At 37.2% G+C, this 14,791-nt stretch carries 11 protein-coding genes; 5 read left to right on the top strand and 6 right to left on the bottom strand.

The window, feature by feature from the left end:
* Positions 1 to 191 precede the first annotated feature (191 nt).
* Complete coding sequence (locus I6E85_RS00240) at positions 192 to 3,365, bottom strand: TonB-dependent receptor (protein ID WP_024607515.1); 3,174 nt, start codon at positions 3,363 to 3,365, stop codon at positions 192 to 194.
* A 43-nt stretch (positions 3,366 to 3,408) separates the two neighbouring features.
* Entirely contained in the window at positions 3,409 to 4,263 is an 855-nt protein-coding gene (locus tag I6E85_RS00235) for a S1/P1 nuclease (RefSeq protein ID WP_197236442.1), read from the bottom strand.
* A gap of 251 nt (positions 4,264 to 4,514) precedes the next feature.
* On the opposite strand from I6E85_RS00235, the gene I6E85_RS00230 reads away from it, so the two are divergent.
* Entirely contained in the window at positions 4,515 to 5,381 is an 867-nt protein-coding gene (locus I6E85_RS00230) for a hypothetical protein (RefSeq protein WP_029751213.1), read from the top strand.
* Positions 5,374 to 6,318, top strand: coding sequence for a hypothetical protein (locus I6E85_RS00225; protein ID WP_197236441.1), 945 nt, complete (start codon positions 5,374 to 5,376; stop codon positions 6,316 to 6,318). Before I6E85_RS00230 ends, I6E85_RS00225 begins: the two co-directional genes overlap by 8 nt.
* Positions 6,319 to 6,344: 26 nt before the next feature.
* On the opposite strand, the gene ushA is transcribed toward I6E85_RS00225, so the two are convergent.
* Positions 6,345 to 7,976, bottom strand: a complete 1,632-nt coding sequence (gene ushA / locus I6E85_RS00220; RefSeq protein ID WP_197236440.1) for a bifunctional UDP-sugar hydrolase/5'-nucleotidase UshA — start codon at positions 7,974 to 7,976, stop codon at positions 6,345 to 6,347.
* Positions 7,977 to 8,064: 88 nt separating this feature from the next.
* Positions 8,065 to 8,250 carry a hypothetical protein gene (locus tag I6E85_RS00215; RefSeq protein WP_024591811.1) on the bottom strand — a complete coding sequence of 62 codons (186 nt, stop codon included), beginning with the start codon at positions 8,248 to 8,250 and terminating at the stop codon, positions 8,065 to 8,067.
* Positions 8,251 to 8,498: 248 nt separating this feature from the next.
* Here I6E85_RS00215 and I6E85_RS00210 point away from each other — a divergent pair, with 248 nt between their 5' ends.
* On the top strand, positions 8,499 to 9,239 hold the full coding sequence (locus tag I6E85_RS00210) for a peptidylprolyl isomerase (RefSeq protein WP_024591810.1): 741 nt from the start codon (positions 8,499 to 8,501) through the stop codon (positions 9,237 to 9,239).
* A 67-nt stretch (positions 9,240 to 9,306) separates the two neighbouring features.
* On the opposite strand, the gene I6E85_RS00205 is transcribed toward I6E85_RS00210, so the two are convergent.
* Entirely contained in the window at positions 9,307 to 9,723 is a 417-nt protein-coding gene (locus I6E85_RS00205) for an MAPEG family protein (protein WP_024591809.1), read from the bottom strand.
* A gap of 238 nt (positions 9,724 to 9,961) precedes the next feature.
* On the opposite strand from I6E85_RS00205, the gene I6E85_RS00200 reads away from it, so the two are divergent.
* Entirely contained in the window at positions 9,962 to 12,844 is a 2,883-nt protein-coding gene (locus I6E85_RS00200; protein ID WP_197236439.1) for an insulinase family protein, read from the top strand.
* Positions 12,845 to 12,913: 69 nt separating this feature from the next.
* On the opposite strand, the gene I6E85_RS00195 is transcribed toward I6E85_RS00200, so the two are convergent.
* Positions 12,914 to 14,296, bottom strand: a complete 1,383-nt coding sequence (locus tag I6E85_RS00195; protein WP_165724927.1) for a Na+/H+ antiporter NhaC family protein — start codon at positions 14,294 to 14,296, stop codon at positions 12,914 to 12,916.
* Between the two features lie 323 nt (positions 14,297 to 14,619).
* On the opposite strand from I6E85_RS00195, the gene I6E85_RS00190 reads away from it, so the two are divergent.
* Positions 14,620 to 14,775: a hypothetical protein gene (locus I6E85_RS00190; protein WP_231620984.1), complete on the top strand. Its 156-nt coding sequence runs from the start codon at positions 14,620 to 14,622 to the stop codon at positions 14,773 to 14,775.
* Positions 14,776 to 14,791: the final 16 nt, after the last annotated feature.

Here is a 14,791-nt window from a genome sequence, read left to right as displayed (position 1 = left end):
TTTTAATAAATAGTACTATTTTTGTCTATTTGAGTGTTTTTTTGAGCAATAACTCTATATCGGGGTATATATTACGTGGGCTTTATGACAAACATGTGAAATTGGGGTGTGAAAAACAAAAAACCCATTACAATTTTGCAATGGGTTTTGTTAACAAATAACTTAATGTGTTATTACTTACCTATTAAGACTTAAAACTTGTAGCTAATACCAACTTTAGCCTGCCAAGCTGATGACGATGAACTGATTTGTGAGTAATTACGCACATCTGCACCGCCAAAGCTGTTGTCTATTTTATATCTACCTTGATCATCAAGACCACCAAAGTCATAAATAGTTTGGTTAGAGTAACCTAAGCGTTTTTCTACACCCCAATCGCTGTTTAGAAGGTTTGCGAAATTATCAATCATTAGATAAACCTCACCAGTGTGACCTTCAGCAAAGCCAGGTATTTCTTGCTTAATGCTAACGTCCATTGTAGTAACCCAAGGTTGCGTTGCTGTATTTTTACCTAAGATCCCACCACGTTGAGATATACCAGCACGCTCTAATAACGGTTCTAACTCAGCCCAAGTCATTTTAGAATCAGCCCAATTTACATTCGGATCATCAGCACCTGTAGGGATATAAGGTAAGTAAGCACCATTAGTGAATAAAGAGCTAGTATCACCTAAGTCTTCATCTTTATACATATTCATTGTGTAACTAAATGGGCGACCTGAACGACGTTCAAAATAAACATTGAACTTGGTTGCATATCCTTCAAAAAATTCAGTGTTATACGCTAAGTTAATTTTAAAGCTGTGCTCAACTTCGTAAAAGCCACGTGCTGCAATATCTTCATTACGATTTACTGTAATATTGTGCTTATAGTTACCTTCTGCCTGAGAAGCTGAACCTGCTGATGATTCTGTAACATCTTGGTGAGCATAGCTTGCCGATACAAACAGGCCATTGTCCCATTGTTTAGCAATACCCGTTGAAATAATAATTGAACGACCATCATCCGATGAATTAGTCATTTCTATGTCAACATTATCGCCACTGTAAATACTTTGATTTATAACACGTTCGCCGTCCGCTGCTAAGCCTACTGGGTTAATAGACGAATTATGCCATACCGCTTCATTCTCTTTTTTATGGTAAGCAATTTCTGCTTGCCATTTAAAGCCATCACCTAATAGTTCAGAATCAAACTCATATTCAAAACCTATTTGGGTGCGAATGCTTGAAGGCAATTTAAAGTCAGGGTCGATATACGCAACGCTACCAGCACCTTGCTCTAATGTATTTTTTATTTCATCAGGAACCTGAGTAATATCAGCTGTGTTATTTGCATAGTAATCATTAATTACATCGTTTTGTGCTGATACTAAAGTAATGCCATCACTTTGGAATGAATTGTTATACCAAACATTTGGAATGCCGCCTTGGAAACGACCAATACCACCATTAATAGTAAGCGCTTCTGTTACGTAGTACTTAAAGCCAACACGAGGAAGTATAATGTCTAGGCCATCAAGATTTTCTTGGTTAGTAAAGCCATACGTATTAGCAAAGTTTTCATTTAGAGTTGGTTTATCATCAGATGATAAGCGCTCATAACGAACACCTGCTGTAACTTCTAAATCATCACCTACATAAAAAGTATCTTCTATGTAAAGCGCTAGCTGGTTACGTCTTACATCATATGCTGTATCAGCTGAATCATTAGTGTAAGCATTTTGATAAGAGAAATCATAAGAACCAATTTCACGGTTTTCAAAATTTTCTAAGCTATCAAATTTCCACGTTCCAAGAGAGTTTTGAGCAAACAAGTTATATAAACGAAGTGACTCGTACTGAGCTCCAAAGTTTATTTCATGCTCATCCATTAAATACGTAGCGTCTAACGTAAAAGTTAGGTTTTGTGTTTCTGAACGGTTTGCATGGCGGTATTGATCTGTACCAAAGTTGTAAGAAGGACCATTTCGACCGTCTTCCTCAACAGTAATGCTTCCTAAGTTAGAGCGAGTTGCGCTATCAGAGGTAACATCTTTATACGACACACCAATTTCTGTTGAAAAGTTTTCAGTCCAATCAGAGTAAAGCTTAGATGAAAAGTTATTAAACTTAGTTACGTATGCATAAGTACTTGAAACTAAGGCTATATTATCACCGCCCGTGCTAGAATTACGCTCATCTTGGTCGTCTTGCCATTGATAAGTGAAATCTAAACGATGGTCATCACTTGCGTTCCAGCTTAATTTAACAAGCAAGTTTTTGTTTGTATCTTCTGGCGCACCGGCTAATGAATCAGTTAAGCCATATTCATTATTTAAGATAGAAATGAAACGATTATAGTTAGCTTCAGAAGTATTAAATTCATTTGAAGCACCAGAACCGTCAAAGCCGTAATCTAGATCTAATTCACTTGACCATTCTGCATAGTTAACAAAATAAAACAGTTCATCTTCAATAATCGCTCCACCGACATTAAAACCAAATCTTTCTTCAGTTTTAATCGGCTCTACTTTATTTGTAGAGTAAGTTTTATGACCTAGCTCATCAAGATCGTCTTCTTGTACAATATTATCAACATCGCCAGCTATCTCAGGAGTAGATATTTCATAAAAGCCAGAGAATTTAAACTCATTCGTACCAGACTTTGTTACTGCGTTAATAGTACCGCCACCAAAGTTACCTTTAGAAGCTGAGAAAGGAGATACATCAACAGAAACTTGTTCAATAGCGTCAAGTGCTACAGGAGGCTGAGAAGTAGGGTAGCCACCAAAGTTCAAGCCAAAGTCATCATTTTGACCAATACCGTCAACTGTTAAACCGTTGGTACGAGGGTTACTACCTGCAAACGTTAGCTCGCCATTGCCATTAATACTGGCAAGTGGGTTTAAGCGCGCAATATCTTTAATGTCGCGATTAAAGCTTGGCATATTTTCAATAGTGTCAGAGCCAAATGTACTGCTAGAGCCACCTGATTGTTGAACAATCTTATAACCAGACACTTCAATCTTTTCGATGTTTAGCGGAGCAAGCTGCGAGCTTAAACGGTAAGTTTCACCAAGGTTCAAGTATATATTTTCAACAGTGGTATCGTTAAACGTATCAGAATCAATGATAACCATGTAAGGACCACCTACACGTAAACCATTAGCGATAAATGTACCACTTTCGTTTGTAGTTAGTTCGCTAATAGTTCCCGTTGGTTGGTGAATTACTTTGATTTTAACGTTTGCAGCACTGCCACCTGAAGGCGTTGTAATTTTACCACGCATTGCAGATGAAGTATCAGCAGCCATTGCGCTTGTAGAAACACCTAGAGCTAAAATTACCGCTCCAGTTAATTTCGAAAGGCGAAGCTTAGTCATAATGTTGATTTCCCGTGTGTAGGTTATATAAATTTAATACAGTTTATTTGTCAGTCGTCATTTTCAGTGCCGTTTCTAACTCTTTTGCAGAAGGGTCAAATAAGGCATTTAGTAATCCAGCTAATCGAATACCCGCTTGTTGTAAGCGTGTCTTTATAATTGGAGTATTGTTATATATGTAGCTATAACCAATTTCGTTGTTGGTATATTTATAAATTTTTGTGGCTAAATTATGAGATTCTTCAACCCATGTCATAGGTGAGCTTTGTAAATACTCAGCAATTAACTCGCTGTTATTTGTATCAATAAATTGTGCGTACTCAGTAAACGATAAATTCTCGTTCTCAACTAACTTTGTATCCCAAAGGCTGTGAAGATTTGTTTCTTCGTTAAAAAATGAAACCTTAATACGGTTACCGCCTCTATCTTCACTTCGACCAGCATGAAATGGTTGGTGACTGTCGCCCACCAAATGTACTAAAAAACGTAAACTGAACTGTTTAGCATCTAAGGTGCTATTTTTATCAGTGAGCGTTTGCATTGAATAGTGAATACCCTCAAGGATATTACTCACAGATTCTTTATTTTTAGTGTGATCGTGATTGAAGCTGAAAGATTTCCCTGGCGCCGCATTAATATAATGCCAACGAGATGATTTTTTTTGCCAAAATTCGCCAGGAGCAGAGCGCATTTCATCAGGCCACGTTGATATTTGTGCCAGAGATTCGCCAGCTAAATAAGGTTTAATAGCAGCTTTAGTTGTTTCGCTTATATGAGATTCTGCAATTTTACCTACAATGCGGTGGCCATTTTGACCCCAAGCATGTGAGTCAGTGCTTGTAAATATTGCACTAATCAAAAGCGCAGAAGATATCGAGTACTTTATATTGCTATGCATTAGAACTTCCTTAATGAATATTTCATGGCGTTGCTACAGGCTAATGCGGTCAATTGTCTTTACTTTTGGTGTTGATAGGAAGGACTCATTAAAATTCATAGTTTCTTATTCACATTGCTTTTAAATCAATGGTTTATGTTTAACAGGTAAAATTACTTGTTGTAATAAGTAAGCGAAATTGTTCAAATGCACTATATCGTCTATTTTTGAGTGGCATTGCTTTGAATTTTAAAAATATCGTGTTGCACAAAATGTTAATTGTTACATTTTTGTTTCTATTGTTGGTCGTTACGTGGGTTTGCGGTCAAGTTAGTGTATACAATGATGAATTACACTTTCCAGTTATGATCGAAACCTCAACAGAGTGTCAAACAACTGCAACAAGTAACAAAGGCCAATTAATTGTTTTTACGCAATCAAAAAAAATAGCTAAGTTATTAACACAAAAGTTATGCTCTGATAACGTGGTGGCTAAGCAATATGGCTCTGTAAAAGGGTATTGGGGGTATAGAACTGCAGACAGCTTTGAGTTTGTGGGTAAAGGAATTGCTGACTTAATTTTGGCTAAAAACAATATTATGGCAGCCTTTAAAGCAGAGTCGACCTATAACTACCAGCCCGTTGTTGGTTTTTCTGACTACACGGCTTTTTTTATATCTTCTAAAGAAAAACCTCGAGTCACTAAACAATACTTTTTAGATAAGCGCATAGGTTTGCTTGATTATCCGACCAGCCGATCAGGACATATTTTACCAAAGCAAACGTTTAAAGAGTTGGATATTAATTTAGCCAATTTGAAAATCACTTATGCTAGCTCTCATAACGAATTACGTGATTTACTCGCTAATGGAAAAGTAGATATTATTGCTTCGTTTTGGAAAGAGAGCGACGAAAAACGTTTTTCAAAAAACTATATTACGCCATTGAGTAATAATATTTCTGGAACAAGATGGTATTTAAAAATGCAGCAAAACAACACTGATTTATTATGCGCAGTGCAGGAAAATTTGCTTGATATGTCTAAAGATCAAAGTTTGCATTACTATCAAAACGTCCAGCCATTTTGGCGCTGTGGCGCCAGCTTAGTAGGCTTAAAAGAGGAGGCTGGTGATGAGTAAGTATAAGCAATTACTTGTTATTATAAGTTTGTTTTTTATTTTGTCGTCTGTCTTTTATATTTCTGTAACTCAAAAAAGCCAGCAAGTAGCTAAACAAAAAATTACGCAGATAGAGAGGCAAATAGCACTCGACTTACCATTACTCGATTTATCGAATGAGCTGCTAAAGCATTCAGGTAATAAAGATGCAGTTAACAGCTACATTAAAACTTTAAACAGCTACATTAATTCGAACGAGCTCAAAGTTGTTGCTATTGCACCAAAAAACGAGATGGTAACACCTGTAAACTCACACCAAATAATACGTAGTTTGAGCACTAGTAATGGGTTCGTATTAGTTGTATTTAACGTCCAACAAACCCACTTTGCATTGAGTCATTTTATTTACTATTTTATATTTTTAGTATTAAGTGTGTTGATTAGTTTTTGGGTGAAATTTGCGTTTATTAAACAGAGCAATAAGCAGTTTAATAATGCACAGCATCAATCAATTGCAGAGCCTACGCCGTTGATACTTATTGTTGACCTTAATGATAAAACATTATCAAGTAGTTGTAATACAAAACAAAAAATGTGTTTAGCCAATAAGCCATTGTGCTTTTATTTAGCACTTGTAGAGTATTGTACAAATAACGATGATGTAGCGCTTAGTCATAATAAAGATGTGCCAGAGGAGCTTCTAGAGCTTGCTAACAAGTATTTTTATAGGTTGGTCGAACTTGGTCATACGGTTAGAAAAAGACCTAATTTTAATAATAGCCTAGAAAAAACCTTGAGTGAGATACGTGCGGCGTTAGATGAAGTACTTAGTGAGTGTCCTGAAGAAAAAGAGTTATATTACCCACCTAAAGCCTATGGAGAAGGCTCTCGTTCTCGTTTGCATAGTTATGGGCTGGCAAATATTAAAAAGGGCAGTATTGAAATAATAGGAAAGTAACAAGGTTACTTTCCTATTATTAGAGGCTATTTAGGAGTAAATTCAGCCGTTTTAAGAGGGCTGTTTTTTGATATAAAATCTTGAAGTGCTTGGGCATCTGTTTCGTCTGTACTAACAAAGCCTTTTTTATTTGTAAGCGCAGGATAGCCATCACCGCCTGATGCGTTATAGCTATTTAAGCTCATACGGTAAGTTTTATTTTTGTTCAAAGGTTGGCCGTTAATAACAACATTAACTAACTGATTATTTTTACGCTCAAACGATAGTTTATGGTATTGCAAATAAGCGCCAGCATCCGGTGGGAAGCTCGTTACTGTATTTAAATAGTCCCATAAATCACTGCCTTGCCAATCCATATAAGTAATACGATTTTTAAAAGGATGTACTTTTAAAATATCTTTATAGCTCACTTCACCAGCCTCTATTGAGCTGCGAATACCACCACCACTTATTAGTCCAAAGTCTGCACCCACTACATCCATTTGAGCTTGAATAATTACGCGTGCAAGATTTGTTTGTTGGTAGCGAACTTTGTTTCTGTCACCTTCTAAGCGAGCATCAACTTCACCTATAGTACCTTCAATTTGTTTAGCGCCTTTTGCTTGATATACCGCTAAATAAGATTCAAGTTTTGAGTCTGGTTTAATGTACTCGTTTGCTAACACTTCTTTAGTTGAGCCATCAGCTTGTACTTTATCTACATACAAATTAACTGGCATCAGTTTGTAGTCTAGTAACGTTAATTTTCCGTTTTCAAGCTTAAACTCAGCTCTACCAACATACTTACCCCATTCATGGGCTTGCATAATGTAAGTACCGTTTTGTTGGTCTGGTTTACAGGCAAGACCTGGTTTAAAGCTATCGTCATTTACATTTGTATCGCTCATACATACAGGTTCTTGAGAGTGGCCACCAATGATCATATCAAGGGTGTTTGCAGGAAGTGAGCGAGCAAGTGTTACATCACCGGGTGCGTTAATACCAAAGCTAGCATCAACATAATGACCCATATGAGTCAGGGCGATTGTAATGTCAGGGTTATACTTAGCTTTTATTTCTTTAGCTAGTTTTGCTGTAACGTCAACAGGGTCTTTAAACTCTAAGTGCCCAATATACTGAGGATTACCAATTTTAGCTGTGTCGGTTGTTGTTAAACCAATAACAGCAATAGTTAATCCATTCTTTTTGAATATTTTATAGCTATCAAACGCGTGTTCGCCTGATTCCTTTTCAAATATATTGGCTGATAGAAAAGGAAAATTCACCCATTTTTGCTGTTGCTTCAATACATCAATAGGGTTGTCGAATTCGTGATTACCCAATGCCATTGCATCGTAACCAATCAGCGACATTCCTTTAAAGTCAGGCTCTGCTTTTTGTAAGTCTGACTCAGGAATACCTGTATTTATATCACCACCAGAGAGTAGTAATACTGCATGACCTTGCTTTTGAGCTTTATTGCGTAAAGAGTCAATTAACGTTTTGCGAGCGGCCATACCGTATTCGCCTTTTTCGTTTTGCCAAAAACGCCCGTGGTTATCATTAGTATGAAGAACAGTTAAATATTTAGTCGGGGTAGCGCTAAACACGGATTCAGGAGCAGGAGATGTGCATCCAAGTACACTAAAAATAACCGAAAATAAAATAATTATACGCATAAAATACCTATGGATTAAGGTCTACTTAATTTATCAGGCAGCTAGTTTAAACTAGTTCTATGCTAAAAAAACGTACTTATTTTACATTTTATTTGGAAGGGGCTGTTAATTGGTTTGTGGCAGCACGTTCACGACGCTTCAACTCCGTATTCGCATACTCTCGCTTATGGTGATTAGTACCTATCATCCAGGTTAAAAAGCTTGCTGGCAGTTTTGTATAGGGTTCGCCTTTGTGTAAACCAAAGTCGCAAATTGCATGTTTAGTGTGTGGCATTATAAGATCCTGTTGTTTTGTGTTTTATAAAGGTAACAAAAAGTAGCCATACTCTTAAGATGATTTAATTTTAAATAATTAGATTTATATAGCTAAAAAGAATATAAGTAATGGTATATGTAATTAATTTGTTATCAACACGGTCTAATTTGTATCAACTCTCACTTTAGAATCGATTTTAATCGCCTATGGCATTAATGTGTTAACGCATTAACAATTATCTAAAAATATAACAACAGGAATACAACATGAAAAAACTTTTACTTGGCTCAGTACTCGCCGCAGCAAGCTTTACAAGTGCTGCCACTATTGTCGAAATGAACACGAGCCAAGGTGTCATAGAAATTAACTTGTTTGATCAACAAACACCTAAAACAGTTGCAAATTTTTTAAGTTACGTTCAAGACGATTCATATAACGAAACAGTAATTCACCGCTCTGTTAGTAACTTTGTTATTCAAGGGGGGGGATTTACATTTTCTGACTCGCTAGATGCGATTACCACAAAACCTGCTGTAGAAAATGAACCCGTTTTTTCTAATGTTAAGGGCACCATTGCGATGGCTAAACTATCGGGTAATGCTGATAGTGCAACGAGCCAGTGGTTTTTTAATATTACAGACAATAGTGCAGCACTTGATACCCAAAACGGTGGCTTTACTGTGTTTGGACAAATTACTGCAGCAAGCCAATCAACGTTAGATAAAATTGCAGCATTAGTACACTGTGGTGAAACACCCGTTGTTGGTATTACTGCTGAACAATGTGCAAGCACTGATGTAACAATTAGCAGTGCTAATTTAGTGACTATTCAAAATGTGGCGATAATGGATGATGATCCTAATTCAGCCGCAGGTCTTACTGTTACTGAAAATACGCTAATTGATTCTAACTCATCAACAGATTCTAGTAGCAGTTCTGGCGGCGGGTTAATTTGGCTGTTAGGTGCTTTTTTACTTGCGGTTCCTCGTTTAAAACGTGCTAAATAATTAAAATTAATGGTAATGTGGATGGCGTAAACCAGCCGCCCACATTACCATTATTAAACTTTGCTATTTAAAGTAACACTCGCCAAACCATCGCTAGCCAAATTGAAAACACACAAACACAACCTAGTAAAAACACTTTAAAACGTGCTCGTACGTTATTTTCACCTAAATGAATAACACTATGCACAATACGTGTTGCTACAAATAAACAGGCCAGTACAGCCACAAGTGTACTGGCGCTATTTAGCTGTAGTGCAAGTAAACATCCCGCGTAAAAAAGTACAGGTATTTCAAACTGATTTGAAAAGTTTCTATCTGCAACCCTGATAGTGTCGCCAGCCTTATCTAACTGCATTGTTTTAAAATCGCTTAAATCAAGCTGTTTGTTTTTAGCTGCTGCAAAGCGCCTTTTACCCATAATGAGCATGACAACCAGTGAAAGCGTAACTTGTGCAAACATGGCAAGTATGATGATTTTTTCCATTGTTTTTCCTTATTATTATTTAGAATTTGCGTATTTTTTGATATTGAATGATTTTTAATCTCGAAGGTTGGCAGACTCGCAACTAATAACCGATTATGAAGACATTTTTCACAATGTGTTACACAAAATAGCGTTATTTTGTAGAAAGTTATTAATTGAAAATGTTAGTTTAGCTTAACTATATTGCTTTGAATTGGCGCACGCTATTTTGCGCAATACTTTTTAATGGAAAACAAAAATGAAAAAGATTATTGGTTTTAGTGCTATCGCACTTGCAGTTTTAAGTGGTTGTTCAAATACAGCTTCGGTTTCTGTGGCGCCTCCGGCCTCTTTATTATCAGACACGTTAGTTGTAAGTCCTAACGATAACCGCGAATATAAAACACTTAAATTAGCAAACGACATTGAAGTTATTTTAGTGTCTGATCCGGGTGCTGAAAAGTCAGCAGCGGCACTAAGTGTAGGTGTTGGTTTACTACACGACCCGATGTCGCAACAGGGTATGGCGCATTATTTAGAACACATGCTGTTTTTAGGCACTGATCGTTACCCAGATACAAAAGGGTATTCTGATTTTATGACCAAAAATGGTGGCGCGCACAATGCATATACTTGGCTCGATATTACTAATTACATGTTTAAAATTAATAACGACGCGTTTGATGAAGGGCTAGACCGTTTTGCCGACTTTTTTAAAGCACCTAAGTTATACCCTGAATACACAGACAAAGAAAAAAATGCAGTAAACGCAGAGTGGTCAATGCGTCGCGAAATGGACTTTTTTGGTCAATTTAAACTAGCGCGTAAAATGATGGGCGATCACCCAGCTAATCGTTTTTTAATTGGTAACCTAGAAACACTTGGTGACAAAGAAAATAGTTCTCTTCACAAAGAAACGGTTGATTTTTATAATAAATATTATTCTTCAAATGTCATGAAAGTAGCGCTTATTTCTAATTTACCTATTGCTGAAATGGAGCAAAAAGCACAAAAATACTTTGCTGATATAAAAAATAAAAACATAGAAAAACCAACAGTGACTGCAAAACTTGATTTTGATAACGCTGGCGGAAAACGCGTGTTTTATGCACCAAATGAAGATGTAAAACAACTACAACTTGATTTCACCATTGCTAATAATAATAGCGAATTCGCGCTTAAACCAAACCGATTTGTAGCGTATTTACTAAGTAATGAAATGCCGGGCAGCCCAGCGCAATTGCTTCGTGACAAAGGGTGGGTATCTCAGTTGTCAGCTTCAGCTGCACCAAATCAATATGGTAACTACGGGTCATTAAACGTAAACGCAGAGCTTACAGATGAAGGCATGAAAAATCGTGACGAAATAGTTGCGACTATTATGCAGTACATCGATTTAATTAAAAAAGAGGGCGTTGATAGCAAGTACTTCAACGAAATTCGTACATCACTAAATAACCAGTTTAAGTTTTTAGAAAAAGGTGATGAGTTTAATTATGTAAGCTCACTTACGCAAAGCATGCAAGACTATCCGTTAAATCACGCTATTAATGCACCTTACTATTATGCAAAATTTGACGCTGATGCTGTAAATAAAGTACTTGAGCAATTAAATGCCGATACTCTTCGTATTTGGTATGTATCGCAGCAAGAAGAGACAGACTCACAACTACACTTTTACGACGGCAAATACCGCATTAGTGATATTAGCGATGATGAAATTGCCAGCTGGAAAAAACCAAGCGAATTTAAGTTAGCACTACCAACTGTAAACAATTTATTGCCTGAAAATTTTGCAATAAAAACGCAAGCATTTAAAGAGCAAAAACATCCTGAGCTTGCTTACGATAAAAATGGTGTAAAAGTATGGCGCCAAGCAAGTCAAAAATTTGCAGAGCAGCCAAAAGGGCTTGTTGAAGTTTATATAAATACTCAACCAGGTTTGAACGATATTAAAGCAGAAGTACTTTATTCTGTTTGGGCTGATTTATACAATATTCAACAAAGTCAGTTAAGTACCGAAGCAGCAATCGCTGGTATGAGTGTAAGCCTTGCGCCGAGTAATGGCCTTGTTTTATCTATGAGTGGTTTTACAGATAAACAAGATGTATTGCTTAAACAAGCTTTAACCGGATTAAAAGCCGATGAAACAGCACAAGCATTTAGCCAAGCAGTTGATCGCTTTAAACGTAATTTACTAAACCAACAAAAACAGTTTCCGTATGCACAAGCATTTGGCGAGTATTCAAAACTAACGCGTACAGGTGGTTTTGATACAGACGCGCTTATTAAAGCCGCTGACTCAGTGAGTGTTGCCGACTTAGCACAATTAAAAACAGCTACGTTTGCACAAAACGATTTACGCGTATTTAGTTACGGTAACTACAATCAGCAAGATATAGACGCGATTGCAGACGAATTAAGTGCAACGCTACCAAGCAACCATAAACGCAGTGAATTTGCGCGCAGCAAAGCGTGGTTGCCTCAACTGGGCGAAACGCTGGTACTGCAAAAAGATATAGATGTAGCTGATGTAGCGGTGGTTGATATGACCGTTCACCCTGTTGCGGGTTACAAACAAAAAGCAGAAGCGGCTGTATTACAAAGCCACTTTAGAACAGTTGCGTTTGATAAAATGCGTACTGAGGAGCAACTTGCATACGCAGTAGGTGCATTAGCTCGCCCAATCGAGGATTACTCAGCAATTGGTTTGTATATTCAAACACCGGTTAAAGGTCCTAAAGAAATACAAGCTCGTTTTGATAAGTTTAAAAAAGAATACGCAGTTGAACTTGATAACATGAGCGAAGAGACTTTTGAGCAGCTTAAAAATTCAACCTTAGTATCGCTTAAAGAGCAGCCTAAAAACTTAAGTGACGAAATGAGCCCACTTATAAACGATTGGTACCGTGAAAATTTTACCTTTGATTCTAAGCAAAAGCTGATTGATGAAGTTGAAAAAGTAACGCTTGCAGATATAAAAGACTACTACAAGCAAACAATGCTTAATCCTAATGCGGCACGTTTAAATGTGCAATTACGTGGTACTAAGTTTATAGAAAGTGACTTTGCCGATTTACCAAATCAAACTAAAATCACAACGCTTGATGCCTATTACAATGGTATTAAACTACAAAAATAAGCTTTATTTATGTAGCTAAAATTAACCCCAATGTATCACTACATTGGGGTTTTTATTTATTCAGCTAATTTATGCCATTATCAAAAAGCCTATAACAGCTAATGCCGCAGCAATTAGCGTGTAAGGCAATTGTGTAACGGCATGGCTCATTAAATTACAACCAGAGCCTTGCGCTGCGAGTACGGTTGAATCTGAGTAAAAACACGCTTGGCTACCAAAAGAAGAAGCCGATAATAGCGCACCAATGACCAGTGGTATGTTTGCATCAACCGCATTTGCCAGTGGCATAACAATCGGAATTGATACAGCAAAAATACCCCAGCTAGACCCTGTTGCAAACGCTAAAATAGCCATTGAAATAAATACCACGGCTGGTAAATATGCAGCAGTCATATAAGGGCTTAAGCTGCCAATAACAAACTGAGGTAAACCAATTAAGTCGCATACATCTTTAAATATAAACGCAGCTATAACAGTACCAATAGCGGGGATCATACTTTTAAAGCCATCAAGCATGCGCTCAATCATTTCACTTACGCTCATTAATTTTTGTAGCGCATAAAACGGGAGAGTGACCGCCATTGTTGCTAGTAAGCCTTTGTATACGTCTATTTCAAAGTAAACAGTAAATGCAACCAGTAAAATAATCGGCACCAAAAAGTTACGTAATTTACCTTTAGGATCAGCATCTTCAAAGTTTTCTTCAGCTGCTTTTACTGCATATTCATCCGCTGTTTGAACGTCATTGTATTGAGCAGGGTCGACTTGAGCTTGCTCAATTTGTGCCATTTGTTCTGCTTTTTTCATTGGACCAATCGCAGGAATAATACCCAGCACAACAAGTAAAACAACAAGCACTGCAAACCACGCATAAAACATATACGGTATGGCTTGGATATAAACTGCAATCCCTTTGCCTTCTTCAGCAATACCGTTATCTACGAGTAAGCCACCAAAAAAAACCGCCCAGGTAGATAAAGGGACAAGTACACAAATTGGTGCAGCAGTAGAGTCTACAACATAGGCAAGCATCTCACGGCTCACTTTAAATTTATCGGTAATGCGTTTCATGGTTTCACCCACGGTAAGCGCATTTAAGTAGTCATCAATAAAAATAACTACACCCAAACAAAAGGTCATAAACAAAGATGAACGCTTACCTTTAGTGTATTTAAGGGCTAACTTGCCAAAAGCCGATGCGCCACCTGTGCGCACTAATAGCGCGATTAAAGCGCCAAAGCCACCACATACAAGTATTAGCCAGCCAATGGTTTCGTCTGTCATCACTTTTAGCGATGTACTCGCAAAGTTAGTAAGTACCTGTGCAGGATCGGCTATAACTAAACCAACTAAAGCACCAATAAGTAAAGATAAAATAGGGCGGCGTAATACAACAGCCAATACAACCACCACTAACGGTGGTAGTAAACTCAACGCAGAAGGTTCAAGCATTTAAGTATTCACAAAATTAAAAGCATGTATAAAAATTACAATAGTATTAATTTTTAAACTGCTTATACAAAAACAAAGAAGATGATAAGTTTGTTGTAAAATCACCTTCCAAGTCACTGCTTTTGTACGCGAGGGAGGGACACATAAACAGTTATGTTAAATAGCGGCTTAAGTGAAACGCGTTGGCTTTGGCGCCAGACGGTGCAAGGAGTGCAAACCGCTATTGTTGTGCCTGTAAAAACATCGGCGCAAAAATAATCCGCTTTTTAATTTCAGTCAACAAAAAGTTACATGCAAAACAAAGTTTTTTAGAGGAGCTTACATTGAACGCTGTATTTAAAACAAATCGACTGTTGTTGCGCCATGCAAATGAGCTTGATGCAGCTATTTTACTTAAGCTAGTTAATCAGGCGAGTTTCATAGAGCATATTGGTGATAAAGCAATTTATACCCTTGATGATGCCAGTCGTATATTATAGGGCCTGTTTATCTTTC

The sequence above is a fragment of the Pseudoalteromonas sp. NZS71 genome (assembly GCF_015864715.1).
GTDB classification, from domain to species: domain Bacteria; phylum Pseudomonadota; class Gammaproteobacteria; order Enterobacterales; family Alteromonadaceae; genus Pseudoalteromonas; species Pseudoalteromonas arctica.
Note: the sequence above shows the minus strand (reverse complement) of the source record. Positions and strands in the feature narration are given on the sequence as shown.

Bases quoted from the DNA above. Each gene is read 5' to 3' on its own strand.
- I6E85_RS00200 (WP_197236439.1), top strand. From the start codon at position 9,962: ATGAAAAAGATTATTGGTTTTAGTGCTATCGCACTTGCAGTTTTAAGT.
- ushA (WP_197236440.1), bottom strand. From the start codon at position 7,976: ATGCGTATAATTATTTTATTTTCGGTTATTTTTAGTGTACTTGGATGC.
- I6E85_RS00195 (WP_165724927.1), bottom strand. From the start codon at position 14,296: ATGCTTGAACCTTCTGCGTTGAGTTTACTACCACCGTTAGTGGTGGTT.
- I6E85_RS00230 (WP_029751213.1), top strand. From the start codon at position 4,515: ATGTTAATTGTTACATTTTTGTTTCTATTGTTGGTCGTTACGTGGGTT.
- I6E85_RS00205 (WP_024591809.1), bottom strand. From the start codon at position 9,723: ATGGAAAAAATCATCATACTTGCCATGTTTGCACAAGTTACGCTTTCA.
- I6E85_RS00235 (WP_197236442.1), bottom strand. From the start codon at position 4,263: ATGCATAGCAATATAAAGTACTCGATATCTTCTGCGCTTTTGATTAGT.
- I6E85_RS00240 (WP_024607515.1), bottom strand. From the start codon at position 3,365: ATGACTAAGCTTCGCCTTTCGAAATTAACTGGAGCGGTAATTTTAGCT.
- I6E85_RS00210 (WP_024591810.1), top strand. From the start codon at position 8,499: ATGAAAAAACTTTTACTTGGCTCAGTACTCGCCGCAGCAAGCTTTACA.
- I6E85_RS00215 (WP_024591811.1), bottom strand. From the start codon at position 8,250: ATGCCACACACTAAACATGCAATTTGCGACTTTGGTTTACACAAAGGC.
- I6E85_RS00225 (WP_197236441.1), top strand. From the start codon at position 5,374: ATGAGTAAGTATAAGCAATTACTTGTTATTATAAGTTTGTTTTTTATT.